Raw genomic sequence first — 25929 nt, 5'->3', positions numbered from 1 at the left:
TTAACGCCATGGAGGTGTACATGACAGCAGATGCCGACTCAGCCACCAAACGGTTCTCCAGACAGCCTTCGGGATTACTGCATTCGGATACCGGAGAACGCACCAGGACCGACCGGTCTCCAGGGCTTTCCCCGTCGCTCACCTTATTGTTTTCCGTCACCTGCGCACTTGCAGTCGCCAACGTTTACTTCGCCCAACCTTTGCTCGCCTCAATGGCTGAGAGCCTGGGCGTCACCTCAGGATTGATCGGGGTCGTGGTGACGGCCACTCAGGTGGGTTACGCGTTGGGGTTGCTGTTCATCGTCCCACTGGGCGACAGGGTCAACCGAAAGCGGTTGATTCTGACTCAGGTCCTGCTGTCTGCGGTTGCACTCGCGGCGGTCGGCGCAGCACAGCAATGGCTGGCCCTGTTGGGCGCCATGATCGTGATGGGCTTACTGGCAGTGGTTGTTCAAGTACTGGTGGCATACGCCGCCGTGTTGGCAACGCCATCACAACGCGGGCAGGCAGTGGGGACGGTAACCAGTGGAATTGTCCTGGGCATTCTTCTGGCGCGGTTTACCTCTGGCCTGATTGCGGACATCGCCGGCTGGCGCGCCGTTTACTTCGTGTCTTCAGGATTGATGCTGACCATCGCGGCGGTGCTGTGGAAAGTGGTTCCTGTCACGGCGCCGCCAAGGCACCAAGACTCCTACCTGGCGCTCATAAGTTCACTCTTCAAACTGTTCATGACCGAACGCACTTTACGCGCCAGGGGCCTTCTGGCCTTACTGATCTTTGCCGCTTTTTCCGTGCTGTGGACATCCATGGTGCTGCCGTTGAGCGCTCCGCCGCTGTCGCTTTCACACACTGCCATCGGCCTGTTTGGCTTGGCCGGCGTCGCCGGTGCCCTTGCTGCCAGTAGAGCCGGTCGCTGGGCCGATCAAGGCCTGGGGCAACGAGTGACCGGCATTTCGCTGGGGCTCCTGACGCTGTCCTGGTTACCCATCACGTTTGCCGAGACGTCCCTGATCGCGCTGGTCTGCGGCGTAGTCCTGCTCGACTTCGCGGTGCAAGCGGTACACGTCACCAACCAGAGCCTCATTTTTGCTGCACGACCCGACGCCCACAGTCGCATGGTCGGCGCATACATGTGCTTCTACTCGGTCGGTAGCGCGCTGGGAGCCGTAGCCGCGACCCAGGTTTATGCGCTCTGGGGCTGGAGGGCAGTAAGCCTGCTGGGCGCCTTGATCAGCGCTGCTGCCTTGCTGCTGTGGATTCTCACGTTTAATTCTTCAACGACCCATCAAGGACGATCAGCATGAAAGCCAGGCACCTGCTACTCGCCATTTCGATTACTGCCATATGGGGCGTGAACTTCTCGGTTATCAAACTGGGCCTCACCACCGTTGACCCGCTGATCCTTGCTGGCATTCGCTTCACGCTTTGCGCACTTCCAGCGATCTTTTTCATTCCGAAACCTGATGTGCAGTGGCGCTACATCATGGGTTACGGTCTGGTCTTCGGTATCGGACTTTGGGGCGTCGTTAACCTTGGCATCCAGTCTGGTCTTTCAGCAGGCATCGCTTCGCTGGTGCTTCAGTTCAGCGCGTTTTTCACCCTCCTGTTGGGTTCATGGATATTCAAGGAAGCGATTTCCCGTTACCAACTGGCGGGTATAGGTATCGCCTGCTGTGGCTTGTTGAGCATCATCTCGATTGTTGATGGGACAGTCACGACGGCCGGGCTGCTGTTGGTGCTGCTGGGAGCGGTCGCCTGGAGTGTCGCCAACGTGATCAACAAAAAAGCGAAGACCACCCAGGTCTTCGCTTTTCTGGTGTGGTCCAGCGCGTTTTCGCCCATCCCTCTTTTCGCGCTGGATTACGCTGTCAACGGCTCAACGGGTTACAGCGCATTGGTGAATCAACTCGACTACCGCGCCGTCCTGTCGATCCTGTTCCAGGTCTACCCCAATACACTATTCGGCTACTGGGTGTGGAATTCACTTCTGAAACGATATCCCGTGTCTACAGTCGCGCCATTGTCGTTATTGGTGCCGGTATTCGGACTGCTCGGTTCAGTCACAATTTTCAATGAGAGCCTGTCAGTCAACAAAATCGTTGCAGTCGTTCTCATCGTGTCGGGTCTTGGCGTCGGCTTATACGGACAGCGCGTCCTCAGTGCGGTGCTCAAGCGTTCTGACCGATGCCCATCGTGATGTAACTGCTTCGCGAAAGCCTCGACGACTACGTCTTCGTCGACGAACTCGACCTGGTCAAACGAAGTTGAAGTGCACACCGGGCAGGGAACGGCGAGTCCGGTGCTGGGGGGGGCAGGTGAAATAGTTGCACACCCAGGGTGCCGGTGACCATGACGGATTCCAAGGCAAAGTGAGTACGTGGACGTACTTCAGTGAGCGCCGCGCAAGCGACGCTTTTCTTGTTGGAGTGATCATGTGCAATGCATCGGGATAGATAAATGATTAAGTTTGTTGCTTCAAACCTTAAAAAATAGTGCCCGCGGTTTTTCCGCCTCCGGTATGTTCAAGCGTGATCGTGCACCCAAAGAATCACCAGATCGAACGCTGCTGTGGCGAGGGAGCTTGCTCCCGCTGGGCTGCGTAGCGGCCCCAAAACTTCGGCAAAAAACTGCTGATTTGCGAGTGCTGCGCCCTGGTGCGCCAGCCCGGTCGGGCGGGAGCAAGCTCCCTCGCCACAAAAGCGCTACGCATTGCTATTTTCTGGAGGTCCGCATGGCTGCTTACAACCTGCGCCAGCTCAGGTATTTCGTCACCACCGCCGATTGCGGCAGCGTGGCTGAAGCCTCTCGCAAGCTCTATATCGCCCAACCGTCGGTGTCGACCGCCATCAAGCACCTGGAAGACAGCTTTGGTGTTCAGCTGTTTATCCGGCATCACGCGCAGGGTGTTTCGCTGACGCCGAGTGGCTCGCGTTTTTACCGCAAAGCGGTTGAGCTGCTGCGGGTGGCTCACGAGTTCGAACAGAACGCGCTGGCGGACAATGACATGGTGGCGGGGCAGATCGATATTGGCTGTTTTGAAACGGTGGCGCCGCTGTACCTGCCACGCTTGATCGCCGGCTTCAAAGAGCGCTGGCCGGGTGTGGAGATCCGTATTCGCGATGGCGAGCAGCAGGAGTTGGTGCAGGCACTGACCGCCGGCAGCATTGATCTGGCGATGCTCTTCGAACACGATCTGGACAGCACGATTGAGACCGTGCCGCTGATGCCGCCGCAGCAACCCTATGCCTTGCTGCCGGCCGATCACCGGTTTGCGCAACAGGCGAAAGTCTCGCTGCATGAGCTGGTACTGGAGCCGATGATTTTGCTCGACGTGGTGCCGAGCCGGACCTACTTCGTGAGCGTTTTTGAAGAGCTCGGGTTGAGGCCGCACATTGTCTTCAGCTCGCCGTCGATCGAGATGGTGCGCGGAATGGTGGGGCGCGGTTTCGGCTTTTCGATTCTGGTGACCAAGCCGTTTTCGGACTACACCTATGACGGGCAAAAAGTCGTGTGTGTCCCGCTGGCTGAAACGGTCACCGGCTCGGGTTTATCGGCGGCGTGGTTGCGTCGCACGCAACTGACCAAACCGGTGCAGCTGTTCGTGGATTATTGCCAGGAAGAACTGGCCCAACTTTGTAGCTGAGCGTCGGGCCAATCATTGCGACTCAGCAGATCGATGACAGCATCCGTTGCAGCATGGCGTCGCAGCCCTTCAATTGATCGAGGCTGACAAACTCGTCCGGTTTGTGGCCCTGATCCATGCTGCCAGGACCGCAGACCACCGTTGGAATCCCCGCCGCGTCAAACAGCCCGCCCTCGGTGCCGAACGCTACCGTCCCGAACTCCCGCGAGCCGGAGAATTCGGCGATCAACTCAGCCGCTTCGCTGTGTGCATCGGTGGCCAACCCGGGATACGCCGACAACTCACTGAAGCGGATGTCGCTCTGATCGCTCACCGCGCGCATGCGCGGTAATACCTGTTGTTCAGCGTAGGTCTGCAGTTCCTGCGCCACCACGCTGGGGTCTTGTGAGGGCAGGGCGCGGATTTCAAAGTCGAAGCGGCAATCCGCCGGGACGATGTTCAAGGCTTTGCCGCCGGAAATCACGCCGGTTTGCACCGTGCTGAACGGCGGGTCGAAACGGGTATCGTGATGCTCTGGCGCTTTGAGCCGGTGGCCGATCCGCCCCAGTTCACCGATCAGTTCGGCGGCGTATTCAATCGCGTTGACCCCGAGCGGGGCGTACGCCGAATGGCAGGCCTCACCATGAATGTCGCAACGCATCGCCAGTTTGCCCTTGTGACCCAGCACCGGTTTGAGTTCGGTCGGCTCGCCAATGATGCAGAGCATCGGTTTGACCGGGCGCTGTTCGAGGGCTTTGAGCAGCGAGCGGACCCCAAGGCAGCCGACTTCTTCATCGTACGACAGCGCGATATGCACCGGCCGCCGTAGCGGGGCGTTCACCAAGGACGGGACCAGGGCGAGAATACAGGCGATGTAGCCTTTCATGTCGGCGGTGCCGCGACCGTACAACTTGCCGTCGCGCTCGCTGAGCTGGAACGGCGCAACGGTCCATGGCTGGCCGTCGACGGGCACCACATCGGTGTGCCCCGACAGCACGATGCCCGGCCGATCCGCCGGGCCGATGGTCGCGAACAGATTGGCCTTGCTGCGCTGCTCGTTGTAGACCAGTTCGCATGGCACGTCGAAGCGTTCGAGGTAGTCGCGGACAAAGTCGATGAGGTGCAGGTTTGATTCGCGGCTCGTGGTGTCGAAGGCCACCAGTTGCTTGAGCAAATCGACACTGTTGCTCATCGGTCGTCTCCCGCCACGCCGTAGCCAGGCGATTTGTCGGGAGCCAGGGCGCGGTCGATGTAATCCTGAACCTGTGGGCGATAGGCGTCCCACAATTTCTCCAGTTCGCCTATCGGATCGTGATCAGCCCAATCAACCCGCAGGTTGATAATCGGCCAGGTCAGTTCGCCGACCACGACGACCGCCGCAGAATGCACGGGCCCGGCTTCGCCTCCTGCCGTCACAGCGGCTTTCAGCGCCGCCAGCAAGCGGTCGGCCAGTTGACCTTCGCCGTGCTCGAACGCCTTGACCATGGCCTCGATCACCCCACGGTCCGCCAGCATGTTGCCGGCAGCCACGCATTGTTCGCCCGACACGGCGTTGTGGGTGCCCAGGGTTTGCGCACCGCTGAAGTGAGCGGTCTGGCCGAGGTGGTCAATCGCGGTGATCTGCCGGTATTGGCTGTAGCCGTTGCGAGTCAATACCTTGTCGAATGCAGCCGAGGGCGCAAGGCCTTGTTCCATGAGGGCGAGGACTTCCGGGCCGAGTGACGGCAAGGTGATGTTTTGCGTTGAGACCGCACCCACACCTGGCAGCAGCCAAGGGCAGCGTGCGCCGACAGCGATGCTCGAGGAACTGATCGCGATGCCCAATTGACCGGTTTCGGGGCAACGTGCGGCGATGGAAAAGGTCATGGTTTGCTCCTTGGTTAGCCTTGGCGAAAGTGTCGTCTGTGCGGGCCTCATCGCGAGCAAGCTTTGCTCCTGCAGGGGATGGTCGTCGTGCACAAATGTGTGGCAACTGAAGATCCACTGTAGGAGCAAAGCTTGCTCGCGAAGGCCGCGCCTCGGTAAACCTGCTTACTCAGGAATCACCGCAATCACATCAATCTCCATCAGCCACTGCGGCTGCCCCAGTGCCGAAACCACCAACCCGGTCGAAATCGGAAACACCCCTTTGAGCCACTTGCCAACTTCCTGATAGACCGGCTCGCGGTAACGCGGATCGATCAGGTAGGTGGTGGTTTTGACGATGTGGCTGAGGTCGCTGCCGGCTTCTTCCAGCAATTGCTTGACGTTGCGCATGGCTTGTTCGGCTTGCGCACGCGGGTCACCAAGACCGACGAGGTTGCCTTCAAAATCGGTACCGACCTGGCCGCGAACATAAACGGTGTTGCCGGCCCGGACCGCCTGGCACAGGTCATTGTCCAGGCTCTGGTTCGGGTAGGTTTCTTTGGTGTTGAACATGCGAATGCGGGTATGGGTTGGCGTGGACATCGGAAGCTCCTCAAGAAAAATTCGGCCCTACGCTGTGCAAGCGCCGGCGCGGATATCAAGCACTGACAGGTGTTTTATGGACGGCCGGGGCGGCTTCAGCCTGACGCTGCCCGGCATCGCGGTAGTCGAGGTACGAACGCTGAATGGCGATGTGATCCGCCACGTACTTGGCGTCGTGCCAAACACCCCAGATAAACGACGAGCCGCGACGCGACTGCCACGGCAGCCCCAGGAAATACACACCCGGCTCGCTCGATACACCGCGCTGATGCTGCGGTTTGCCGTTGTCGTCGAAGGCGTCGACTTTGAGCCAGCTGTAGTCCGTGGCAAACCCGGTGGCCCAGATGATCGAGGTCACGCCGGCCTTGGCCAGGTCGAGCTCGAGAATCGGATGGGTCACGCACGCAGGATCCGCAAAGGTATGGCGCGCTTCAGGTTCTTCCGGCAGGTCCAGGCCATTGCGCTCGATGTAGGCGTCAGCGGCATTGAGCAGGGCCAGATAGTTCTCGTCGCCGCGGGCCAGGTTGTCGGCAAGATTGGGCTGGAAGGTCGCCACGGCGCCATTGAACGATTGGGTCAGGCCAACGAGCGTCATGCCGCGATGGGCCAGTCCGCGGAAGTCCACCGTACGACCGCCATGTGCACCGCTTACGGCGATGGTGACGTGTTCGCGACCGGGCTTCATGGCCGCTTGATCCCATTCGCCGAGCACGCCCAGCCACCAGCAGAAATCCCGGTTGCGATAGGCGCGAGGAGGGCGGTCGTGCGCGCCGACCGAGAGGTACACCTGCTTGCCGGCGCGCTGTAATTCATCGGCGATCTGCACCCCCGACGACCCGGCACCGACAACCAGAACAGCGCCCTCGGGTAGTTGCGCTGGATTGCGGTAGTCGGCCGAGTGGATCTGCAGGAACGGCTGATCTTGCGGTGCGATCGGCGGAATGACCGGACGCTGGAACGGTCCGGTGGCGGCCACCACACGGTTGGCCTCGATCACCCCTTCAGAGGTTTCAATGGTGAAGCCCGGGCGACCGACATTGCGTTCAACCTTCTTCACCTCGACACCGGTGCGGATGGGCGCGTTGAATTTCCTGGCATAGGCTTCGAAGTAATCGGCTACCCGCTCTTTCGGGGCAAAGCCATCCGGGCTGAGATCGTCGAATTCAAGTCCGGGAAAACGGTCGTGCCAGACCGGACCATTGGCCACCAGCGAATCCCAGCGCCCGGTGCGCCAGCGCTCGGCGATACGATCGCGCTCCAGCACCAGGTGCGGCACGCCGAGTTTGCTCAGGTGCTCACTCATGGCCACACCCGCCTGACCCGCGCCGACAATCAGCGTGTCTGTTTTTATTATTTCAATGGTCATCTCTATGCCCTTCGAAGTTGGATTAGGGTCGGTTGCGACCTGCCATTTCTTGGGCTCAAGACTAGGGATCACCCCGGTATCGGTAAAATATTATTAAGCTGGCATTTGAATACAAATATCTGATGCAGAGCCTTTAAACCCGTCTACGTTGCGGCTCACTCATTGTTTTATAGATCGTCGGTTTTTCGAACCCATGTACTTTCCTGAATAGATCTGTCGCCTTTATCCCGTTAACAGAATTCTGCCGCGACGCATGCTTTTCGTAGCAGCTGGCGCAGCCTGCGTTCGGCTGCGCAGCAGTCGTAGAGTCAGGCGGCGCGGTGTTTCAGGAAGACCGTGCTCGCAGGTTTTACGACTGCTTCGCAGCCGAACGCAGCCTCGCAGGCTCGGCAGCTGCTACGGGGGTGCGTTACGGCTGATGTTGTGTTTCTGGTGATTAAGCGTGTCTGTATCGGGCTCTACGGGCGATAATGCCGCGCATCCTGTCTTCAACTTAGCAAAAGAGCCCTGTCGTGATGTTCGAGATCAAGCCGTGGACCCCCGAAACCTATCGACAGCAGACGCGCCGCAGCACCGTGATCATCGCCGTGACCTTCATTCTGCTGGCGATGGCGCTGTCCGGCCTGGCCGTCATGCTGTTCGGCGAGCCCGGTGGCGATAACTTTCGCTTCAACCTGGGGGGCGTCATTGCCGCTGTCGTCGTTAGTGCCGTGCTGATGAAGACCAAAGGCTGGTCGCAGCCGTGGATGGCGGCGGCGGTGTACGGCTGGCAACTCAAGCGTAGCCTGATGAGCGTCACCAATGTCATGCATAAGGTCACCGATGCGGTGCAGGCCGGTAACCCGAGCGCAATCAAGCTGCTGCGCTTTTATCACCTGGGGCTGACGCAAATGCACCAACTGGACGGCAACACCAGCAGCCTCAGCCAAATGACTCGTGAGATCGACCAGCACAAGGCGAGCATGGAAGCGCTGGGGATCGAGACTGAGCAGAATCAGTTGAACCCTGAGTGGCTGGCGGCCGTAAAGGCGAAGGAGGCATGAGTTCGATGTTCACGATCACCCACTTTGAAACCCCGTGCTCCGAGCCCATCAACGACCAGATTCTGCAGATGGTCGTCGACTACCTGACCGATATCAGCACGGTGGCGATTGCGCCGAGCAACCTCCTGTTCAACGTCTATCAATATGCGATCGGCTACGAGGTTCATCTCTATCTGCAAGCGCTCGACGGGTCTAAAGGGATCGCTGTCGAATTGATCGTCGCGATGGATGATGAAGATCCTTCGAAGGTCATCGGCTTTTTGCTGTATCTGCCGGTCAAGGATGATCCCGAGGCGTGCGGCGTGGCCTATATGGCGGTGCAAGCCAGTCATCGACACCAGGGCGTCGCACGGGCGATGGTCCAGGAAATGCTCAGCCGCTACCCGCATGCCGAGCTGGCGTGTGCGGTCGGCAAGGTTGCCTGTTTCGAAGCGATGGGCTTTCAGGTGCTGGGCGCGCGCGGGCCGCAGGTGCTGATGAATACGCGTAATCACAGCACGGGCGGTTTGATGGGGGTGCTGGATACTGCGCCGATCTACCGCTCGACAGAAGTGCGGCAGATCCATACGTATCTGCTGCAACGACACGGGAAGCGGGCGATGCTCGATGCCGAAAAACAGCGCGACCGGCATCTCGACCAGATGACGGCCAAAGCCAAGGCTTTTGTGCAGGAGCGGCTTGGGTAGGCGGCAGTTCACGCTACTTCGAGTTCTTACGGGTACTGTCGTATACAGTCGGATGTAAGAGGCTCGGACGCTGGAATTTAGCGTTCGGAACCCTACTTGAAGAGTTCAGAATGACTTCCGAGATCGACAAATGTAATCAAGTCAGAATGTGAGTGCTCGTAGATCATCAAGAAGTCCCCCCCAATATGACACTCCCGAAAACCACTCCAATCACCCGTCAAAGCATGATCCAGGTACTCGACCGGCAGTTGCTCCCCCAGAAATAACATGACCATCACCTGCCGGACTTCATTCATATCACGGCGTCCGGCTCGCTTGTAACGCTCCCAGGACTTCTTGAATTCCGATGTTTGAGCACACTGCTTTGGCAGTTCAGCGCGCTTTTGCTTTTTCTCCGGTTTCGCCATCAGTGTCCCTCAGCATGTCGTCTATCGAGTCGAACTGTTGGCGAATGCCTCGCGCTTCCATCATGGCGCGGGCAGTTTTTTCCGACGGGACGCGCACCTCAAACGGAAGCCCCTGAGTTGCAACGACCTGACGGAGAAAAAGACGCATGGCGTCACTGATGCTCAGCCCGCAAGCGTTTAAGACTTCAGTGGCACGCACCTTCAGATCCTCATCAATGCGGCAACGCACGTCGGTAGTTTTCAGCAATGCACCCATGGTAATGACCTCATCGTTTATTTGTAGCTACATTGGCGCTACCTCGGGCATTGTGGTTGAGCGGGGTCCTTTCGGTCAACGTCGCCTTGATGAGTGGTTTCAAAGCCTATGGCGCGGTCTGAACACCGATAGGAGTTTTCGCTCGGTATTTCAATCGTTTAAGCACACGATGAATATCAGCCTGGTCCACTTTGTGTTTGAGAACCGTCCGAGCCCAATGCAGGAAGTTACTGAAGGTGTTGCGCTCCGGTGTTTGCTTCCTACCTGAATCTGGTTGTTCAGGAGGCTGACTGCTGAGCAAACCATTCTAATATGGCTAATCAGCCTGCCCTGAACACCAGCGCCTTCAGACCGCTTTGCGCATCGACATCGGGAAATTCCGGTGGGTTTTCCAGGCGCTGTTCGAAGCGCAGGCTCGGGGCTTCTCGGGTCACGCCGTCGATGAGAAAGTCCGGGCCGAAGGCCGGGTCGTTCATGCAGGCCAGTACCACGCCATCGCTGGTGAGCAGTTCCGGCAGGCGGCGTAGTACGCGCTGGTAGTCCTTGGTCAGCAGGAAGCTGCCTTTCTGGAACGACGGTGGGTCGATGATCACCAGGTCGTAAGGGCCACTGTTGATGACCTTGCCCCAGGATTTGAACAGGTCATGGCCGAGAAAGCTGACCTTGCTCAAGTCGTGCCCATTCAGCCGGTGATTGTCGCGTCCGCGGCTCAGGGCGCCGCGGGACATGTCCAGGTTGACCACATGCTCCGCGCCGCCCTCGATGGCGGCCACCGAAAACCCGCAGGTGTAGGCGAACAGGTTCAAAACGCGTTTGCCCTGGGCATTGGCGCGCACCCAATTGCGGCCGTAGCGCATGTCGAGAAACAGGCCGCTGTTCTGTTTTTTACCCAGGTCGATGCGATAACGCAGACCGCCCTCGGTGATCGTCCATTCCTCGACCATTTCCCCCAGCAACCATTCGGTGGTGCTTTGGGGCAGGTAGCGGTGTTGCAGCAGCAACGTATGCGCGCCGGATTTCTCCCACTCAGGCGACTGCGCGATCCCCATCAGCAACTGCTTCAATGCCTCCAGCTGCGCCGGGTCAGGCTCCTTGAACAGCGAGACCAGCACCACACCTTGCATCCAGTCGACGGTCAGTTGTTCCAGCCCCGGCCAGCATCGGCCCCGGCCATGGAACACGCGGCGGGTTTCTTCGGGGACAGCGGTCAGAGCCGTCAGTAAATGCTGGCGGAGGATGGCGAGGGCGTCAGGGTTCATCGGGCAGGGCCGGCAATATGAAAGGGGCGGCATTTTAACCACAATTGTGGCGCCAGGGGTTCTGCGAGGCAAAAGGCGATTGCGCAGGCAAGCTTGCCGTCAAAGCATTTGCGCAAGTACCGGTCCGGATCAACAATGTACCGGCAGTCAGGCAGTGAGGTTTTACCCGGTCACGTCGTCAGTCGACACGGAGCGCTCATGAACGATCGTTACACCCGCACGGCGATTTGCCTGCACTGGCTGATAGCCCTCGGGCTGATCGGCACCTTCGCGCTCGGCTACTACATGCCTGAACTTGCGTTCTCGCCGACCAAACTGAAGCTGTATTCATGGCACAAGTGGGCCGGGGTGACTTTGTTTTTTCTGGTGCTGCTACGGCTCGGCTGGCGCCTGGGCCATCCTGTTCCGCCCTTGCCGACGACCGTGTCGCCCGTGATGCGGTTCGCGTCCCACATTTCGCATGGGGTGATGTACGCACTGATGCTCGCGATTCCGCTCAGCGGCTGGCTGATGAGTTCGGCAAAAGGCTTCCAGACGTCATGGTTTGGTGTCTTGCCGCTGCCGGATCTGCTGCCCAAGGACGACGCGCTCGGCGATCGTCTCATCGATGTGCACAAAGTCCTCAACTACACATTGCTGGTGCTGGTGATCGTTCATACATGCGCGGCGCTCAAGCACCACTTCGTTGATCGCGACAACGTGCTGACGCGCATACTGCCGTCAAAGCGCCAGCCTGACCCTCGGCATCTCAAGCCATGAAGCAGGCCACTGACCGGATAATCCCATGACCCACCGATTTCCACGTTCTGTCATCCTGGCTGCAGCCCTTGTATTCGGTACCACGGCGGGCGCCCAGGCGGTCGAATACAAGAAAGTAAATGCACGCGCGAGCCAGATCAGCTTCACCTATAACCAGATGGGGGCGAGGGTGTATGGCACGTTCGGCAAATTCGAGGCCACCCTCGATTTCAACTCGGCGAACCCCTCGGCGGCCCACGCCACACTGACCATCCAGCTCGACAGCATCGATGCCGGGAACAGCGATGCCAACAGCGAATTGAAAAAGCCCGCCTGGTTCAACACGGCGGCTTATCCAGAGGCGAAGTTTGTATCGAGCAGCGTGAAGGCGCTCGGCAACAATCGCTACGAGGTCTCTGGCCAGCTCACGCTCAAGGGCATTACCCGCGAGGTCGGTGCACAAATCACCTTGAAGCCTGAGAGCGCCATCGGCGTATTCGATGGCGAGTTCATTCTCAAACGCGGAGACTTCAAGATCGGTGAGGGCGAATGGGCCGATTACGGGGTTGTCTCCAACGAGATCAACATCAAGTTTCGGGTGGTCGCGCCCGAGCAGTAGCCTGTGCTCGAACCTGGATACCTGACGATGGATTGGCCGCGCCGTGAAGGGAAAACACCCAAAAGCGCTACGCCCTCGGCTACACTCCGGCCATGCCGAATAACTCTCATATGCCCTTGAATTTCACCCGAATCTTCAACAGTGTCGTCACTCGGCTGTTGGGATTGGCGCTGTGCATTGTCGTGTTTGGGGCGGTCGTGCGTTATTACGTGCTCACCGACTTTCTGCGTGAGGATTTGAGCGCGGTCGTGGAAGGCCAGCAATTAGCGTTGGCGACCTATGTCGCTCGCGACATCGACGACAAAATCATTCAGCGTCAGCGTTTGCTTGAGCTCCTTGCCAGCTCCATTCCTGTTGATTTCCTCAAGCAACCCGAGCGACTGCGCGCCTGGCTGAAAGAGCATTACGCCTACCAGACGTTGTTCTCGACAGATGTGTACATCGTGAACGCCAATGGGGATTTACTCGCAAGCTATCCCGACCTGACACCGCCACTCAATACCCCTTACGCAGAGCGTGATGACATTCAAGCCGGATGGGCAGGACGTTCATTTGTCGGGCGTCCTGCGGTGGATCAAACAACCCAAAAACCGCTGCTGCCGATGTCCGCGCCCATCAGGGATGAACACGGTAGGGTTCAAGCCGTTCTCGTGGGCGTCACGGCACTCGCAGCGCCAGGGTTTCTGGATTCCCTGCTCCAGAGCCGCATGGGGGAGACAACCGGCGGCTTCCAGCTGGTTTTCCCGGACAGTCGATTGTTTGTCGAATCCTCGGCGCAGGATATGACGCTCAAGCCAACGCCGCCTCCCGGCGCCAATGCGCTGCATGATCGGGCCATGGCCGGATTTCGCGGTGCGGAGGTAGCGCTCAACATCGATGGGGTTGAGGAAGTCTCTGCAATGGTCTCGGTCCCAAGTACCGGCTGGTTCGTCGTTGCCCGATTGCCCAGCAGTGAAGCTTTTGCAACCGTCGATCGAACACAGCATTTTTTGATCAGGGGGGCGTTTATATCCATTTTGATTTTCGCCGTGTTCTCGTCCATTGGTCTGTACTTTGTCTTTCGTCATCTGTTTCATGCCGCTGCGCAGGCTGACCGCATGACGCGTGATGAACGACCACTGGCTCCCTTGCCAGTCACTCGCAATGATGAAGTCGGTCACTTGATCTCGGCCTTCAATCGTTTGTTGATCAAGCTGGATGACAAACAGGCCCAGCTTAAAAAAATTGCTCATCACGATATGTTGACGGGTTTGCCCAATAGGCATCATCTCTCGGGCCAGCTTCGTCACGTGTTGGCTCTGGCACAACGCAAAGAGACGAGTGTGGGCCTGTTGTTCATGGACCTCGATGGCTTCAAGCATATCAATGACACCCTTGGCCACGAGGCGGGTGACGAGGTGCTGCGGCAAGTGGCGAGGCGCTTTCGCCGGGTTGTCCGGGAGACCGATACCTTGGCGCGCATCGGGGGTGATGAGTTTGTTGTTCTGCTGAGTGACCTTGGGGACGATGCCGAAGAGATCGTGAGCACCGTCGCGACTAAATGTATTGAAGCACTGGGAGCGCCGTTTTTTATTTCCGGTACGGTCTGCATCGTGGGTGTTTCGATTGGCATTGCACTGGGGAACGGGGAAAGCTCTGCGGATATGCTTCTGCTGGCCGCAGACCGCGTCATGTATCAAGCCAAAAAAACCGGGCGAGGTCGGTATGTGACCTACAAGCTTTAGGCAACAGTGCCCGAGAGCCCGCCTGGGCGTCGAAGTCGTCGCCGAGAAGACAGGGGGGCGTCCATTGATTGCTCCCACACGATGGGGTTGTAAACTGGCCGCGGCTTACACGATCACCCCTTTAGCACTTCAAGCAAGAGATCCTCTCATGGCAAACCAAGACCTGACCTTTATCCCCGACCCGGACCCGGAATCCATCTCCTCCGATGTTGCCGGTTTCGGCGGCCTGCTGGTCTCGACCCAGATCCCCACCCGCGCTGACGGTAGCCTGGAGTTGGGTGGCATCACCGAGCAAAGCGAGTGCACGCTGCAGGCACTCAAGGTCGCGTTGGAACGGGCTGGCAGTTCCATGGACCGGGTCATGCATTTGACCATCTACCTCACCGACATGGCCGACCGCGCCGCCTTCAACGAGGTCTATCAACGCTTTTTCGCCAAGCCCTGGCCGGTGCGCGCCGCCGTTGGCGTAGCCGCCCTGGCAGTTGAAGGCATGCGCGTGGAAGTCACCGCGATGGCGGCCAAGGGCTGAGTCTGCGGGTCATCGCGACAGATCAAGCATTGCGGCTCATTCTATTGATACAAGGAGAGGTCTTCAGAGGAGTCGACCTCTCCCCATTCTCCTGTGTAAGGAATGGCGTGTATCGGGACCCGACCCGCATCAATGACTTGCTGAAGGGTGTTCGTCATATGCACTTTGTCACACTGCTCCGGGGTTAATGCTGAGCGAAGCCGAACGACTTCTGCCCAACCCTCAGGCGTGAAGCGCAAAAGCCCCATGTATTGGCCCTGAATATCGTCTGCTGATTCTGGTTTGTTGCCGATTTCCGCCAAGGTGTCAGCAGGTGTCAGGCGGAATGTTTCGGCATCCAGTAATGGATTGCCAAAACGCTGCGTCCACAGCGCCAGCCAATTCGGGTCATAGGTGACAGCCAGGGAAGCCTTGCATGTCATCAACGACTGGACCGCTGCCGGGCTGTAGAAAATATCGGAATAACTCACGATGCACGGCTCTGCCTGCAGCCAGGCTTCAGCACACGCCAATGACGACACCATATTGGTTTGCGCCCAGCGTGAATTATGGAACTCGATCAGCTCTTGGTCTGCCAACAGCTCGCGTTTGTAGCCGGTAACGATGGCTATCTCGCTAACGCCAGCAGCGCGCAGCGCCACAAGCTGCCACTCCAGCAGTGTCTTGCCACGCAACTCGACCATGCACTTCGGACGTTCATCCGTGAGGCTTTTCATGCGGCTGCCACGTCCGGCAGCCAAAATAATGGCTTTCACAACAGTTCTACCTCATGAGTTTTCGAATGGAATTCGTCTCGGCGAGTGGGGTGCCAAGTACCAGCTCTCAGGCCGGGTACAGGTTTTATTCACCGAACAACTTCTTCAATCGTTGAATGTCGTGCGATGCAAAAAACGCCTCTCGTTCCGGGTGCCACATCCAGCCTTCCCAAGGCAGGTTGAGGTGTCGAATGGCTTCGATTTCCCCATCTTCACTTCGCGCCAAGACCTCAAACCCTTTCGGGCAGTCGGCAAGGGCAAAACTGTGATAACTGTTCACCTCGGCAACAATCTGTCCCGACAACTTATGCCGGGTTCGCACATGACCTGTAACCGGTTTTAGTTCGCTGCCTTCCGAGTGCGCGATCATCTGCATTCCCCGGCAAATTCCGAGTACTGGCAAGTTGTGGGATCGTGCATGGTCAAGCAGTCTGCCTTCGGTCAGGTCGCGTGCCGAACACTGACCGATGTCATTTCCGCCCGAAAGAACGATGGCCTGTGGTGATACCGCGTTCAGCCAGTCATCCAAGGCACCGTGAATCACTTCTCCATCGGGTGTTTGCAGGTACAACCCGTTGGGTACCGGCACCGGTATAAATCCGGCAACCAGAAGCAAGGTGACCAGACGCTGATCCAGTGCATCACGGTTTTCGCCGCGCTCAGGAATTACGTCCACGCGCTGGCTGACGGCAACGACCTTCATGCCATCATCTCCACCCAGCGCCCGGGACAGTCCAGATGTAAGCGCTGAGCCGACGACCAGCGGCGGTAGAGCACTTCACCGGCACCGATGACCGCTGGCAGGCCGAGCTCACCGGCACGAATCGCCATGTGCGAGTTGGCGCCGCCCCACGCCGTTATCAACCCGGCAATCGGGTAGGCAAATAACCAATCAAAACCTGGGTCCGCATTGGGAATGCAGACAATCGCCCCGGCGAGCTTTTCCCGGTCATCGCTGAGCACCACGGGGGCTGTTACCTGCTTCTGGGTGATGAAGTTGGGTGCTGTTTCCGGCCACTCAAAGGACCAGACATCCTCAGGTCGGGTAATCACTGGTGGCAGCGATATCTTGAGGGTCTTTTCGTAGCGGGCCTTGCCCTGTTCAATGCTGCGCAAAAGCACATCTTTCGGGTCTGCTGCAGCAACGTGCAGCTCCTTTAAGGCACCGATGTCGCAATAGGCCATGTCTTCGCGTCCAATGCCATGCTGGGCGCCTACTTCAGCAATCAATGCCAGGGCATCCGAGAGATTGCGGGTGAAGTGGAACTTGGCCAGCTCGCGCAGTTCGATACCGGCTTGCATGAAATCCAGCAAGCCAACTGGATCAGGCTCCAAGCCATGTGCCTCCTGCTGCTTCACGATTTCGCGCATTTGTGGAAGGGTCAGCGAAAAGGGTTGTACTGGCTCTGGGGTGGATGGACGCTGGGTCCAGTCAAAGTAGAGTTCCGGTGCTTCATCGTAACGAGGCGAAAGGATGTCGTAGGTGCCCGGGCGCAAGTGTCCGTAGCGCGCGAGGAACGTCGCCTTGTCCAGTGTCGCCCGGTCACGTGCCAACTGGCCGCTGACGGTTGAGACCCCCCCCATGAAGCAATCGTAGTCAGCCTGCGAGAACACGCCCACCGTCACCAGCGATCTAAGCATCTGCACCGCGACGAAGCCTGCGCGGGCCAGGCCGGCGAATGGCAGGGTCCCGTAGCGTTTTGCATCCTCCAGCAACCAGTAAATCCGCTCCAACGGGTCGGCGTTGGAGGCCAGCAATTCTTCGCGTCGCGCATTTAGCACGTCGAGCTTATTGGCATCGGCGCGCCATAAGCCGTCCTTGGGATGAACGATGCGGTTGGTCAGCTTGCGCAAACTGGTGCTGATGGCCTCTAGCTCGTGCTCCAGGAAACCGGCACTGGCCAAGCGCTCCAGTCGCTGCGACAAATCCAACGTGTAGCACGAGAAAACAATCTCGAACTCCACCTTGTCGTGCAGCGTCGGTTCGGCCAGCAGTCGATCGATATAGTGATCGACCAGCCGCCCGGCCAGTCCCTCATCGAGGTCTGCAGGAATGAAGGAGTTGAACGACAAGCGCACATCGATGTACGGCAGCCCGAAGAAATGCGGCATCAGCGGGAAACTGCGTAAGTTGCGATAGCCGTAATTGTGGCGCTGGTAAGCCCAGATTGAGTCGGTCACCAAATCCCGGTACAGCGAGAGCGCCAGCGGTTTGGGACGGATTCCGATAATCTCGGCCGGATTCCAGTCCGGCATTACGCCATAGACGGTACGCTGGCCAATCAGGAAGGGGTGCGGCTGCATGCCTCGCGCCACCTTGCGCTGAATACTTTCCAGCCGGGCGGCCTGCGTTGTTTCGGATTCCGGGCGTGATGGCAAAATCAATGGTCGGGCCTGTAACAGCCACAATACCTCGCCTTCTGCTTCGCGTGTGACAGCGAACTCGCAATCGATCGGCGTGCCATCGAACAACGCCAGCAATTCTTCGAGCAAGGCGATCAAGGGTGCGAATTTCGGTGGCGGCGGCACTTTGCTAAGTGCCGCCTGCTGCCAAAGTCGACCGCCCATGCCGCCGGTGACTGATGCCGTGTCACTGCCTTCCGACCAGTTCACAACCCGGTACGGCGCGCAGGTATTCGGGTCGTGGGAAAAGGCAACGCCGGAACGAACCACGTTACCCAGCATCGGTTGAATCAGTACCTCGTCTGCCAGGTGTACTTCGCCATAACTTGCGATCACCTGTTCAACGGCCGATACCAATCCTGTTTCATTGACACCAGGGATCGAGAGAAAGGCCCCTGCACAGGAAGCTTGCGCGCCATCTTCGCGCAGACAACTGGAGCGCACGATCCAGGGACCGGCTCCCAGCTGTCCCTGGATATCACGAAAACAGGCTTGCCCACCGATTTGCCAGTCCCTCACGGTGAACGACAACAGCGGAGCAATGCGAGCCGACTTGAGCCGCTCTTGTAGGCTGGCCAATGTGCCAGCCTTGGTAGAGAAATGCAGCGCCATCGGCATTATCTCAACTGAGCAACCCAGATATTGGTCGAGTACGGAATCTGGATCGAGGACGTCTGAAGGCTTTTCAGATAGTCATCGATTGCGCTGATCACCTCATGGAAATTCGCACCGGCTTGGCGCTCCAGCGTCGCGTGCGAACGCCAGGCCTCCAGACACTCTTCAATGCTTTGCTCGTGAATGACACGCGCATCAAGATGAACAACAGGGCCGAAAAGCGCACTGGCATCGATCACGGCAGTTTGATCTTCACGACGAGTACCGTAGCCATAACCCTGTACCCGTTCTTTAATGATGGCTTCGATGCGGGCCTGGATCGGATCATCAAGATGACGATGATTCCACATGCAGGCGAACCAGCCTCGAGGCTTGAGAATGCGCGCGGTTTCCTTGAGTGCCTGCTGGCGGTCGCAGACATTGAAGGAACTGCCAAAGGTGACCATGTCGAAAGCGTGCGACGTTTGTCCTGTGACTTCGCCCGTCCCTTCATGCCAGCTTACGTTGGCCAGGTCTGCGGTACGCTTGATGCCATTCGCGCGCATCGCATCATTAGGTTCCACCGCAACAACATCCAGACCACGCGCAGCCAGCATCATGGTCAGGTGTGCGACGCCTGCTCCGACATCGCAGAACTTGTCGCCTTTCTCGGCACCTGCAATCGAGAGCATCGCATCGATCGCGGCGTCAGCGTAGTCAGGACGTTTCAAATAAGCATCAGCCAGCGCGGTGTAATCCCATTCGGTTTTCATACCAACTTCCTTTTATAAAATCGATGTAGTAAATCATCTGTCAATGTTTGCAGGGGACGGTCAGGTTCGAACTCAACCACCCAGTCTGCCGCTGTCGGTTCATCAATCGATACATCGAGCCCCGCGACATTCTGCAACTCGCCCGCATAAAACCGGCGATATATATCCTTGGGGTCCCGGCGGCGGAGTTCCTCCACCGGCACCTTCAAGTAAACCTCGAAATAACCAGGCAGGTGGGTACGGTTCCAGGCATGAACTTCGCGGAACAGCGAAATCGTTGCAATCACCACCGTGAGCCCCTGCGCGGCAATCACTTTGCACAGGTGGGCGTATTGCATTGCCAACGCCAATCGCCCCTCGCGTCCATGGTTTTGTGAGTTAGCAACTGTAACGCCAAATACGTCGCGCAATTCATCGCCATCTAACATGACAACCGACTGGCCACGGCTTCGCAGTTCGGCAACGAACTCATGGGCCAAGGTTGATTTGCCAGCACCCGAAAGACCTGTAATCCATACTACCCGCCCGGTGCAATCATCTGTCATATCGACCTGGCTTGTTTTCAGTTTAGAAGTGTTAATCAGCAGAGACTCATGATGGTTGCAGGATGCTTTCTTGATGGCTGATTTCGTTCTTGTCGATTTCTCCAAAAGAATCGATCGAACAGTAGCGGAAATCAGACTCATGCTGTTTCTGAACCAGGTCTTGAAAAACTTCATTCGGGTGATGCAGGTCGCTGTATTCTTCTTCATGGAATTTCTGATACCTGAGAAAATGTTCATCAGGTGTAAGCGATTCGATTTCAATGGCTATTTCTTTAAGGCGGTCGCCACTATTGGCTATTGGCAGCAAACCACTCATTTGTTTCAGCCAGGCCTTGACGATAGGGTTGCTCTCGCTGGCTGCCGGAACATAATAGATTGGCAGTCTGCAGGTGTTCAGCATAAAGGAAACACCACCGCTTGAGGCGTCGGTAATGAGGGTGTCACAGCGTTGGTAGAATTCTTTACTGCTTTCTTTGGATTCATCAATTGAGATCCATTGGTACTGAGAAAGCAGTCCACACAACTCTTTTACATACGGCGCTTCAACGTCAGTCATGTACGGGCGTAAAATAAATGTCGCATGAGGAATAGTGGACTTGACCGAGTTGATAATGGTCTCCATATTTTCATATAGAGTAGCACCGCTCGGGCATATTCCTTTTTGGGTCGGCAGAAGACCTACGACATACTCATCGGCTGTTCGCAGATAGTCAGGGGGAAACCTGAAAGGCTCGGGGATTTTGACTGGCAGTGTAGATATTGCACTTGTTTTTCGAAGGTCCGAGCGCAATGATCTTCCTTCAAACACTTTACGCAGCGCGTGCCTGTCATGCCTGTAAAGCTGTAGACCTGCTTTAATCAGGTCAAAAAGCGATCGGGATGAAGAAACAATCGCGTCCCAATGTGATGTCCAATCGGAGCAATAGTATTTGTCGTCGATGGGCATGCCGACATTGCCATGCGCAATAAAAATGCCAAAATTTGACTCGTCCAGCAGTCGCCCAATCGAGGCGTCATTTGAGATGACTGTTTGCGATCTAAGCATTGCGATAAACGTCAGTTCCACCTCCTCAACCGGACTGTTGAGGATCTGTTCTGCTTCGTGCTTGCTGATACCGACAGTATTGGTCTGGAGTACTATGCAGTTGTACTTGTCGCGAAGAGCATTTAGCGCTGGCAGCAAGTATTCAAGGTATGTTTTTCCGCCATTATTGACGTTGCTGATCAAGTAAACGGTTTTCATGATAAAAGATGCACCTTCAATACTTCCCTAGGTAAAACCAGATTTAGACCATGTAAATGCACGAAAGCGGAGAAGCTTTTCGGTCTAACCCTGGCGCTTCTCCTTCAGCGCGTGTACACCCTTGTCGTGATGCAAATCAAACTAAAATCGTATCGGATTTTCTTGGAAAATTAACAACAGAACTTGATCTGTAAATGCGAAGGATTCTCCAATATACCACGCGATTGGCGGATTGCCATCATTTCGAGCGAGCATGATATGGCGCAGGACAGTAAGCTTATCGGCAGTGATCAAGCGGGCTTTACATCGGTAGTCGTTAATTTTGGTGATGCTTGACCACAACAACACCAACCTTCTCTCCGGACACGTCAGTTGCCATTCGCGGTGAGGATGTCGGTCCCCAGATGTGGTCGACAGTTGAGGTAGGCCGAGGCTTTCAGCCAGTGCTGGTCGGGATACCAGGAAAACATGAACTGGCCGTCCTTGAGTTTATCGATCACCTGGCGCGCCACTTGCGGGCGCACTGCCGGGCAACCCTGGCTGCGACCGATACGTCCCTGGCGTTCACTCCATAAGGGATTCACGTAGTCGGCCGCGTGAATCACGATGTCGCGATCACGTGCGCGGTCATTGAAGCCCGGTTCCAGACCGTCCATGCGCAGCGAGTAGCCGTGGCTGCCCTGATAGCTTTCCTGGGTGCGAAACAGGCCCAGACTGGACTGATAGCTGCCGACGCGATTGGAGAATTGCGTGGCGAAATTTTCCCCGGATTTTTGCCCATGGGCGACCAGGTCGCGCAGCACCAGGGACTTTTCGCGCAAATCGAAGATCCAAAGACGACGAGCCGTGGACGGTTGCGAATAGTCGATCACGGCCAGGCGCTCGGCCTGCTTCGCGCCACTGTTGACGGCGCATTGCATGGCGTTCAGGGCACTTTGCAGTGCTTGGGGATTGAGTTCCGGAGCGGCGTGCGCGAGGCTGTTATATAACGTTTGATTGTGGGTGTCGGCGGCGAATGCCGAACTGCACATTGCGCCCAGTGTCATAGCTGCCAGACAGTGTCGGCGTAAAAAGGTCAGCATGCGCAGAGAGTCCTGTTGTTATTGTTGGCTCCCGACCTCCTGTCGTTCCCTCGGCAGGCCTGTGCATACGCTGGCCTTGGTGCTTGCCGCACCTGCTGCAGAGGTTGACCGTCTACTTGACGGTCATGGAGTGGAGTGAAGCAGTTGATCAAAAAGCACGCATGTTACTTGAGCCTTTTCCTGCTCGCTGCGCCATTGGTCGCGACTGCCCAGAACGAGCTGGCTGATCACGACAGCCCATTGAAACTGGCGCTCACTCAATTGCCGGTCGATTGCCCGCGCCTGGCCGCGCACCTGAGTGCGTCGGCGCAAACGCTGTTGCAGGCTTTTTATCAGCAGCAGGACTATGTCCTGATCTGGACGGCCAACGGACGCTTGTCGGCCTTGCAGGCACAGGTGCAGCAGTTGGCCGATGACGGACTGGACCCGAAGCGCTACAGCCTGCCCACGGGTGCTGCCGAAGGGGATGCAGTGTGTGCCGATATCGGCATCAGTCAGCGTTATCTTCAAGCCCTGCAGGACCTGCGTTACGGCCGCTTGCGGCAATCGCGTTTCGAGCCGTTGTGGCATGCACAGGCATTGCCGTACGACCGACCCGCCGAGGTGCTGGCCATCGCCGGGCCGGGTCTGCAAGACATGGCAACGGCTTTTCAACTGGCGCGTCCAAGCCTTGAGCAATACCAGAGCTTGCGCCGTGTTTATGCCCGACAGCGTCAGCAGCCGTTGCCCCATTGGCAGGTGCTCGCCAGTGGGCCCTTGTTGCAACCCGGCGCACAGGATGCGCGAGTACCTGAACTGGCGAAGCGACTCTTCAGCGAAGGCTATCTGGCCAACGTTTCCGCGGGTGTCGGCACGGTCTACAACAAGGAGCTGGTGAGCGCGCTGAAAAGCTTCCAGCTGAGCCATTCGCTGCAAGCGGATGGCGTGCTGGGGGAGGGCACCTTGACCGAGCTGAACGTCAGCCCGGCGCTGCGGCGCGAGCAGTTGCGGATCAACCTCGAACGTTTTCGCTGGCTGGCGCAGGATCTGGAACCCAATGGTCTGCTGGTCAATGTGGCCGCAGCGACGTTGACCGTCTATCAGGGCGGTACGCCGGTCTGGCAGACGCGCACTCAGGTGGGGCGTGCCGAGCGGCAGACCCCGCTGCTGAAGTCGTCGGTTACGCGCCTGACCCTGAACCCGACCTGGACCGTGCCACCGACCATCATGCGTGAAGACAAGCTGCCGGAAATTCGCCGGGATCAGGCGTTCCTCGGTAAACAGAACCTGCAGGTACTGGACAGTGACGGCCATCCGTTGGCGGTGGACGAGATCGATTGGGATAACCCCGGCAACATCCTCCTGCGCCAGGACGCGGGGCCGAAGAATCCGCTGGGGCAAATGGCGATCCGCTTCCCCAATCCGTTCGCCGTGTACCTGCACGACACCCCCAGCCAGGCGCTTTTCCAAAAGGCGCCGCGGGCGTTCAGTTCAGGCTGTGTGCGGGTCGAGCAGGCAATGCAGTTGCGCGATCTGTTGTTGAGTCCGGCTGAGCGTCAGCGGACCAATGAGTTGCTGGCGACGGGGCTAACCCACGAATTCAGGCTGGCTACGCCGGTGCCGATCCTGCTCAGTTACTGGACCGTGCAAGCCGACCGGCAAGGCCAGTTGCTGTATGCCCCGGATATTTATGGGCGGGATGCCGCATTGTCGGCCGCGCTCGGCGGCAAGTCCTGAGCGTTACTCGCACTCCAGTCGGGAGGTACAAGGCATGAACAATGGACCGCGTGAGCAGGGCGAACCGTTCAAGCGATTGTTTTTCGCGCTGCCCTGCGCCACGGCACAACGTCGAGCGATCGCCCAATGGCGAAGCGCTCTGCGGCTTACTAGCGGACGTCCGGTGCCAGCGGAAAATTTTCATCTGACGCTGATGTTTCTGGGGGCTGTGGCGGTGACGCAGATTCCGGATATCTGCGCGGCTGCCGCGCAAGTCAGAACGCCGGGCGAGCGCTTGACGGTCTCTCTCGACCAGTTGGATGCCTGGCGTCGTGCCGGTGTTTTGTTACTCGCGCCAACGCAGACGTCGTTGCCGTTGCGTCAGCTGGTGTATGCCTTGCAGCAGGCGATGCTGCCGCTTGGGTTTGCCGATGCGCCTCGGGAATATCGTCCTCATTTGACCTTGATGCGTGACTTTCGAGAGCCTGTTCCGGAGTCTGAAACACCCCCGGACTTTCATTTGAGTGCTGGGCATTTTGCGTTGTTCGAGTCGCATAAAGGCCGCTATCGGGCGCTGGCTGAATGGCCTCTGGTGTCGTAGGCTGCGATCTCTTGACCTTGGCGGCCTGGTAGCCGGCCAATCTCTTTCAGATGTACACCAATCAAAACTGTAGGAGACGAGCTTGCTCGCGAAGGCGGCCTGGTAGCCGACCTATCTCTTGCGGATGTACACCAATCTACTGTGGGAGCCGGGCTTGCCCGCGATGGCGGCCTGACAGCCGACCAATCTCCCGCTGGTGTACATATCCATTCCTGCGGTAACGGCCACTTAGGGTTTCGCCTGACGGCGACTCACTTTTTTTACAAGCGCCTAAAAAAAGTAAGCAAAAAAACGCTCGCCCCAAGCGTACGGCACCTCGCCTAGGCTCGGCGTTCCCTCACTCCGGTATTCATCAGGGGGCATCGCCTACGGTCTGCTGCGCGACGACCTCCTCTCGATGTGTCCGGCTGCGCCGTACGGCGCTGCGCGCCCACCCCCTGATGAACACCTGCGCTCGGCCTCCCGATAGGGGCGGGTGGATCAAGATCAACAGCGGCAGGCGAGCTAACGCTCGGCCTGTTGAGTGGTGACGGCGAGCCGCTTCATTGTGGGCGGTTGATATTGATATCCGTAGCTGCCGAAGGTTCGGGCCGCGTTCGGACGATCTTTTGGAAGCAGGCATCAAACAATAGCGGGAGCGCGCGCTTGCTTGAACGATCCCACGTAGCCATTTGTCTGTAATGCATCAGCCTTGAATGCTCGTTGTCCGGTCAATTGGTTGTACACCTTGACCCTGCGGTGGCTATTCGCATAACCGCCCATCGCTGACACCGTCCCGCTTTGAATGTGGTCCAGATAACGGAATATCGTGCGTGGCGAAATGAAGCTGATCTTGTAGTTCAGCGCCGCCATTCGATCTTGCAGTTCGTAACCGGGATTGCGCCCATCCATTTGAAAGTGCAGGCCGTGTTGTTTAACCAGGCGCACGTTCCACAGGGTGCAGAAGCTTTTCAAGTGAACTTCCCTGAACGGTTTCGGTGCCCGAGCATTCAATCCCAGGGCCAGCAAGCTGCGCCGGGTGTAGTGCTTGAAAAACCGCGATGTCAGGCGCCAGGCTGTTCGGGCCACACCTCGGTTTAGCTGTTCCAGGCAGCCGACCGCCGCCACTTCCTGCGGGCCAGCGCACAGGCTGAGCATCAGGCTGAACACGGCCGGGTCGTAAATGAACGTGTCGGTGTGCAACAAAAACAGGTACTCGGTTTCAACCTGCTCCAGGGCAAGATCCAGGGCCCGGCCATGAGCAAAACTCCCGGCTTCAGGGCCATTGCTTTTGCGTTCGATCAGGTTGATCCAGTCGAGCGTGCGCAGGTATTCGCTGCTCGCATCGTTCGAATAGTTGTCCACCACAAATACCGGCACGCCAGCTGCTTGCACATGCTCGCGCAGCAGTTCCAGGCAGGTCCTGGTCAGTTCAAGCGATTTGTAGTTGACCAACACGATGCTGTAGTTGGCCTTGGTCGAAAGTGGGCGCGTCATAGGTTATTTAGCCTCGAATGCTGCCTGAACTTCAGGCGTGCGCTCATCCTAGAGAGGTCAATCTT

Annotated in this window: 26 protein-coding genes; 11 read left to right on the top strand and 15 right to left on the bottom strand. The window is 57.8% G+C overall.

Features of this window, described 5'->3' with window-relative positions; genetic code table 11:
• Positions 1–20 precede the first annotated feature (20 nt).
• From AC1RJ3_RS25390 to AC1RJ3_RS25380, 3 genes are all read left to right on the top strand, one after another.
• A complete protein-coding gene (locus AC1RJ3_RS25390) occupies positions 21–1304 on the top strand; it encodes an MFS transporter (RefSeq protein ID WP_493081230.1) in 1284 nt (427 codons plus the stop codon).
• On the top strand, positions 1301–2197 hold the full coding sequence (locus AC1RJ3_RS25385; RefSeq protein ID WP_427543702.1) for an EamA family transporter: 897 nt from the start codon (positions 1301–1303) through the stop codon (positions 2195–2197). The genes AC1RJ3_RS25390 and AC1RJ3_RS25385 overlap by 4 nt, the downstream gene beginning before the upstream one ends.
• Positions 2198–2731: 534 nt before the next feature.
• Positions 2732–3643, top strand: coding sequence for a LysR family transcriptional regulator (locus AC1RJ3_RS25380; protein ID WP_493081173.1), 912 nt, complete (start codon positions 2732–2734; stop codon positions 3641–3643).
• Between the two features lie 22 nt (positions 3644–3665).
• Here the strand turns inward: AC1RJ3_RS25380 and argE are convergent, their stop codons facing one another.
• The 4 genes from argE to AC1RJ3_RS25360 all read right to left on the bottom strand — a co-directional run bounded on the left by argE (position 3666) and on the right by AC1RJ3_RS25360 (position 7436).
• Positions 3666–4814 (bottom strand): acetylornithine deacetylase, encoded by a 1149-nt coding sequence (gene argE / locus AC1RJ3_RS25375; protein WP_103316041.1) that lies wholly within the window; start codon positions 4812–4814, stop codon positions 3666–3668.
• Positions 4811–5488: a DUF1028 domain-containing protein gene (locus AC1RJ3_RS25370; protein ID WP_493081170.1), complete on the bottom strand. Its 678-nt coding sequence runs from the start codon at positions 5486–5488 to the stop codon at positions 4811–4813. The genes argE and AC1RJ3_RS25370 overlap by 4 nt, the downstream gene beginning before the upstream one ends.
• Before the next feature lie 165 nt (positions 5489–5653).
• Positions 5654–6070 carry a RidA family protein gene (locus AC1RJ3_RS25365; RefSeq protein WP_046027689.1) on the bottom strand — a complete coding sequence of 139 codons (417 nt, stop codon included), beginning with the start codon at positions 6068–6070 and terminating at the stop codon, positions 5654–5656.
• Positions 6071–6125: 55 nt separating this feature from the next.
• Complete coding sequence (locus tag AC1RJ3_RS25360; protein ID WP_493081168.1) at positions 6126–7436, bottom strand: flavin-containing monooxygenase; 1311 nt, start codon at positions 7434–7436, stop codon at positions 6126–6128.
• A 515-nt stretch (positions 7437–7951) separates the two neighbouring features.
• Here AC1RJ3_RS25360 and AC1RJ3_RS25355 point away from each other — a divergent pair.
• Together AC1RJ3_RS25355 and AC1RJ3_RS25350 are read left to right on the top strand one after the other, a co-directional pair.
• Positions 7952–8479, top strand: coding sequence for a DUF3087 family protein (locus AC1RJ3_RS25355; protein WP_493081166.1), 528 nt, complete (start codon positions 7952–7954; stop codon positions 8477–8479).
• Positions 8480–8484: 5 nt separating this feature from the next.
• Positions 8485–9165: a GNAT family N-acetyltransferase gene (locus AC1RJ3_RS25350; RefSeq protein ID WP_493081164.1), complete on the top strand. Its 681-nt coding sequence runs from the start codon at positions 8485–8487 to the stop codon at positions 9163–9165.
• Between the two features lie 92 nt (positions 9166–9257).
• Here AC1RJ3_RS25350 and AC1RJ3_RS25345 read toward each other — a convergent pair whose 3' ends face one another.
• The 3 genes from AC1RJ3_RS25345 to AC1RJ3_RS25335 form a co-directional block, all read right to left on the bottom strand.
• Entirely contained in the window at positions 9258–9572 is a 315-nt protein-coding gene (locus tag AC1RJ3_RS25345) for a type II toxin-antitoxin system YafQ family toxin (protein ID WP_427543680.1), read from the bottom strand.
• Entirely contained in the window at positions 9538–9828 is a 291-nt protein-coding gene (locus AC1RJ3_RS25340) for a type II toxin-antitoxin system RelB/DinJ family antitoxin (RefSeq protein ID WP_054598088.1), read from the bottom strand. The genes AC1RJ3_RS25345 and AC1RJ3_RS25340 overlap by 35 nt, the downstream gene beginning before the upstream one ends.
• 320 nt (positions 9829–10148) lie before the next feature.
• Positions 10149–11087 carry a class I SAM-dependent methyltransferase gene (locus tag AC1RJ3_RS25335; protein WP_493081161.1) on the bottom strand — a complete coding sequence of 313 codons (939 nt, stop codon included), beginning with the start codon at positions 11085–11087 and terminating at the stop codon, positions 10149–10151.
• Between the two features lie 198 nt (positions 11088–11285).
• Between AC1RJ3_RS25335 and AC1RJ3_RS25330 the strand changes: the two genes are divergently transcribed.
• The 4 genes from AC1RJ3_RS25330 to AC1RJ3_RS25315 all read left to right on the top strand — a co-directional run bounded on the left by AC1RJ3_RS25330 (position 11286) and on the right by AC1RJ3_RS25315 (position 14697).
• Positions 11286–11846, top strand: a complete 561-nt coding sequence (locus AC1RJ3_RS25330) for a cytochrome b (protein WP_347927289.1) — start codon at positions 11286–11288, stop codon at positions 11844–11846.
• A gap of 25 nt (positions 11847–11871) precedes the next feature.
• Positions 11872–12444: a YceI family protein gene (locus AC1RJ3_RS25325; RefSeq protein WP_054598085.1), complete on the top strand. Its 573-nt coding sequence runs from the start codon at positions 11872–11874 to the stop codon at positions 12442–12444.
• A 110-nt stretch (positions 12445–12554) separates the two neighbouring features.
• Positions 12555–14168, top strand: a complete 1614-nt coding sequence (locus AC1RJ3_RS25320; protein WP_493081159.1) for a sensor domain-containing diguanylate cyclase — start codon at positions 12555–12557, stop codon at positions 14166–14168.
• Between the two features lie 148 nt (positions 14169–14316).
• Positions 14317–14697: a RidA family protein gene (locus tag AC1RJ3_RS25315; RefSeq protein WP_054598083.1), complete on the top strand. Its 381-nt coding sequence runs from the start codon at positions 14317–14319 to the stop codon at positions 14695–14697.
• A gap of 41 nt (positions 14698–14738) precedes the next feature.
• On the opposite strand, the gene AC1RJ3_RS25310 is transcribed toward AC1RJ3_RS25315, so the two are convergent.
• The 7 genes from AC1RJ3_RS25310 to AC1RJ3_RS25280 form a co-directional block, all read right to left on the bottom strand.
• The gene (locus AC1RJ3_RS25310) at positions 14739–15452 is read right to left on the bottom strand and encodes a phosphocholine cytidylyltransferase family protein (RefSeq protein ID WP_493081156.1); all 714 of its coding nucleotides are present in this window, start codon (positions 15450–15452) and stop codon (positions 14739–14741) included.
• Between the two features lie 85 nt (positions 15453–15537).
• Complete coding sequence (locus AC1RJ3_RS25305; protein ID WP_347927285.1) at positions 15538–16155, bottom strand: gamma-glutamyl-gamma-aminobutyrate hydrolase family protein; 618 nt, start codon at positions 16153–16155, stop codon at positions 15538–15540.
• Positions 16152–18467, bottom strand: a complete 2316-nt coding sequence (locus AC1RJ3_RS25300; protein ID WP_493081154.1) for a PEP-utilizing enzyme — start codon at positions 18465–18467, stop codon at positions 16152–16154. The genes AC1RJ3_RS25305 and AC1RJ3_RS25300 overlap by 4 nt, the downstream gene beginning before the upstream one ends.
• Before the next feature lie 5 nt (positions 18468–18472).
• Positions 18473–19222, bottom strand: a complete 750-nt coding sequence (locus AC1RJ3_RS25295) for a class I SAM-dependent methyltransferase (RefSeq protein ID WP_347927283.1) — start codon at positions 19220–19222, stop codon at positions 18473–18475.
• A complete protein-coding gene (locus AC1RJ3_RS25290) occupies positions 19219–19908 on the bottom strand; it encodes an adenylyl-sulfate kinase (RefSeq protein ID WP_493081152.1) in 690 nt (229 codons plus the stop codon). Before AC1RJ3_RS25290 ends, AC1RJ3_RS25295 begins: the two co-directional genes overlap by 4 nt.
• Positions 19814–21010: a hypothetical protein gene (locus AC1RJ3_RS25285; protein WP_493081150.1), complete on the bottom strand. Its 1197-nt coding sequence runs from the start codon at positions 21008–21010 to the stop codon at positions 19814–19816. The genes AC1RJ3_RS25290 and AC1RJ3_RS25285 overlap by 95 nt, the downstream gene beginning before the upstream one ends.
• 368 nt (positions 21011–21378) lie before the next feature.
• Positions 21379–22092, bottom strand: a complete 714-nt coding sequence (locus AC1RJ3_RS25280; RefSeq protein WP_493081148.1) for a murein L,D-transpeptidase catalytic domain family protein — start codon at positions 22090–22092, stop codon at positions 21379–21381.
• Positions 22093–22236: 144 nt separating this feature from the next.
• Here AC1RJ3_RS25280 and AC1RJ3_RS25275 point away from each other — a divergent pair, with 144 nt between their 5' ends.
• Both AC1RJ3_RS25275 and thpR read left to right on the top strand, forming a co-directional pair.
• Complete coding sequence (locus AC1RJ3_RS25275; RefSeq protein ID WP_493081228.1) at positions 22237–23808, top strand: L,D-transpeptidase family protein; 1572 nt, start codon at positions 22237–22239, stop codon at positions 23806–23808.
• Between the two features lie 34 nt (positions 23809–23842).
• A complete protein-coding gene (gene thpR, locus AC1RJ3_RS25270; RefSeq protein WP_493081146.1) occupies positions 23843–24388 on the top strand; it encodes an RNA 2',3'-cyclic phosphodiesterase in 546 nt (181 codons plus the stop codon).
• A 621-nt stretch (positions 24389–25009) separates the two neighbouring features.
• Here the strand turns inward: thpR and AC1RJ3_RS25265 are convergent.
• Entirely contained in the window at positions 25010–25864 is an 855-nt protein-coding gene (locus AC1RJ3_RS25265; protein WP_493081144.1) for a glycosyltransferase, read from the bottom strand.
• Between the last annotated feature and the right edge of the window lie 65 nt (positions 25865–25929).

Source organism: Pseudomonas sp. GW822-FHT04C11, from assembly GCF_058800905.1.
This window is presented reverse-complemented; position numbering and strand designations above follow the sequence as displayed.

Coding starts and splice junctions, on each gene's coding strand:
- AC1RJ3_RS25390 (WP_493081230.1), top strand. CDS start 21: ATGACAGCAGATGCCGACTCAGCCACCAAACGGTTCTCCAGACAGCCT.
- AC1RJ3_RS25385 (WP_427543702.1), top strand. CDS start 1,301: ATGAAAGCCAGGCACCTGCTACTCGCCATTTCGATTACTGCCATATGG.
- AC1RJ3_RS25380 (WP_493081173.1), top strand. CDS start 2,732: ATGGCTGCTTACAACCTGCGCCAGCTCAGGTATTTCGTCACCACCGCC.
- argE (WP_103316041.1), bottom strand. CDS start 4,814: ATGAGCAACAGTGTCGATTTGCTCAAGCAACTGGTGGCCTTCGACACC.
- AC1RJ3_RS25370 (WP_493081170.1), bottom strand. CDS start 5,488: ATGACCTTTTCCATCGCCGCACGTTGCCCCGAAACCGGTCAATTGGGC.
- AC1RJ3_RS25365 (WP_046027689.1), bottom strand. CDS start 6,070: ATGTCCACGCCAACCCATACCCGCATTCGCATGTTCAACACCAAAGAA.
- AC1RJ3_RS25360 (WP_493081168.1), bottom strand. CDS start 7,436: ATGACCATTGAAATAATAAAAACAGACACGCTGATTGTCGGCGCGGGT.
- AC1RJ3_RS25355 (WP_493081166.1), top strand. CDS start 7,952: ATGTTCGAGATCAAGCCGTGGACCCCCGAAACCTATCGACAGCAGACG.
- AC1RJ3_RS25350 (WP_493081164.1), top strand. CDS start 8,485: ATGTTCACGATCACCCACTTTGAAACCCCGTGCTCCGAGCCCATCAAC.
- AC1RJ3_RS25345 (WP_427543680.1), bottom strand. CDS start 9,572: ATGGCGAAACCGGAGAAAAAGCAAAAGCGCGCTGAACTGCCAAAGCAG.
- AC1RJ3_RS25340 (WP_054598088.1), bottom strand. CDS start 9,828: ATGGGTGCATTGCTGAAAACTACCGACGTGCGTTGCCGCATTGATGAG.
- AC1RJ3_RS25335 (WP_493081161.1), bottom strand. CDS start 11,087: ATGAACCCTGACGCCCTCGCCATCCTCCGCCAGCATTTACTGACGGCT.
- AC1RJ3_RS25330 (WP_347927289.1), top strand. CDS start 11,286: ATGAACGATCGTTACACCCGCACGGCGATTTGCCTGCACTGGCTGATA.
- AC1RJ3_RS25325 (WP_054598085.1), top strand. CDS start 11,872: ATGACCCACCGATTTCCACGTTCTGTCATCCTGGCTGCAGCCCTTGTA.
- AC1RJ3_RS25320 (WP_493081159.1), top strand. CDS start 12,555: ATGCCCTTGAATTTCACCCGAATCTTCAACAGTGTCGTCACTCGGCTG.
- AC1RJ3_RS25315 (WP_054598083.1), top strand. CDS start 14,317: ATGGCAAACCAAGACCTGACCTTTATCCCCGACCCGGACCCGGAATCC.
- AC1RJ3_RS25305 (WP_347927285.1), bottom strand. CDS start 16,155: ATGAAGGTCGTTGCCGTCAGCCAGCGCGTGGACGTAATTCCTGAGCGC.
- AC1RJ3_RS25300 (WP_493081154.1), bottom strand. CDS start 18,467: ATGGCGCTGCATTTCTCTACCAAGGCTGGCACATTGGCCAGCCTACAA.
- AC1RJ3_RS25295 (WP_347927283.1), bottom strand. CDS start 19,222: ATGAAAACCGAATGGGATTACACCGCGCTGGCTGATGCTTATTTGAAA.
- AC1RJ3_RS25290 (WP_493081152.1), bottom strand. CDS start 19,908: ATGAGTCTGATTTCCGCTACTGTTCGATCGATTCTTTTGGAGAAATCG.
- AC1RJ3_RS25285 (WP_493081150.1), bottom strand. CDS start 21,010: ATGAAAACCGTTTACTTGATCAGCAACGTCAATAATGGCGGAAAAACA.
- AC1RJ3_RS25280 (WP_493081148.1), bottom strand. CDS start 22,092: ATGCTGACCTTTTTACGCCGACACTGTCTGGCAGCTATGACACTGGGC.
- thpR (WP_493081146.1), top strand. CDS start 23,843: ATGAACAATGGACCGCGTGAGCAGGGCGAACCGTTCAAGCGATTGTTT.
- AC1RJ3_RS25265 (WP_493081144.1), bottom strand. CDS start 25,864: ATGACGCGCCCACTTTCGACCAAGGCCAACTACAGCATCGTGTTGGTC.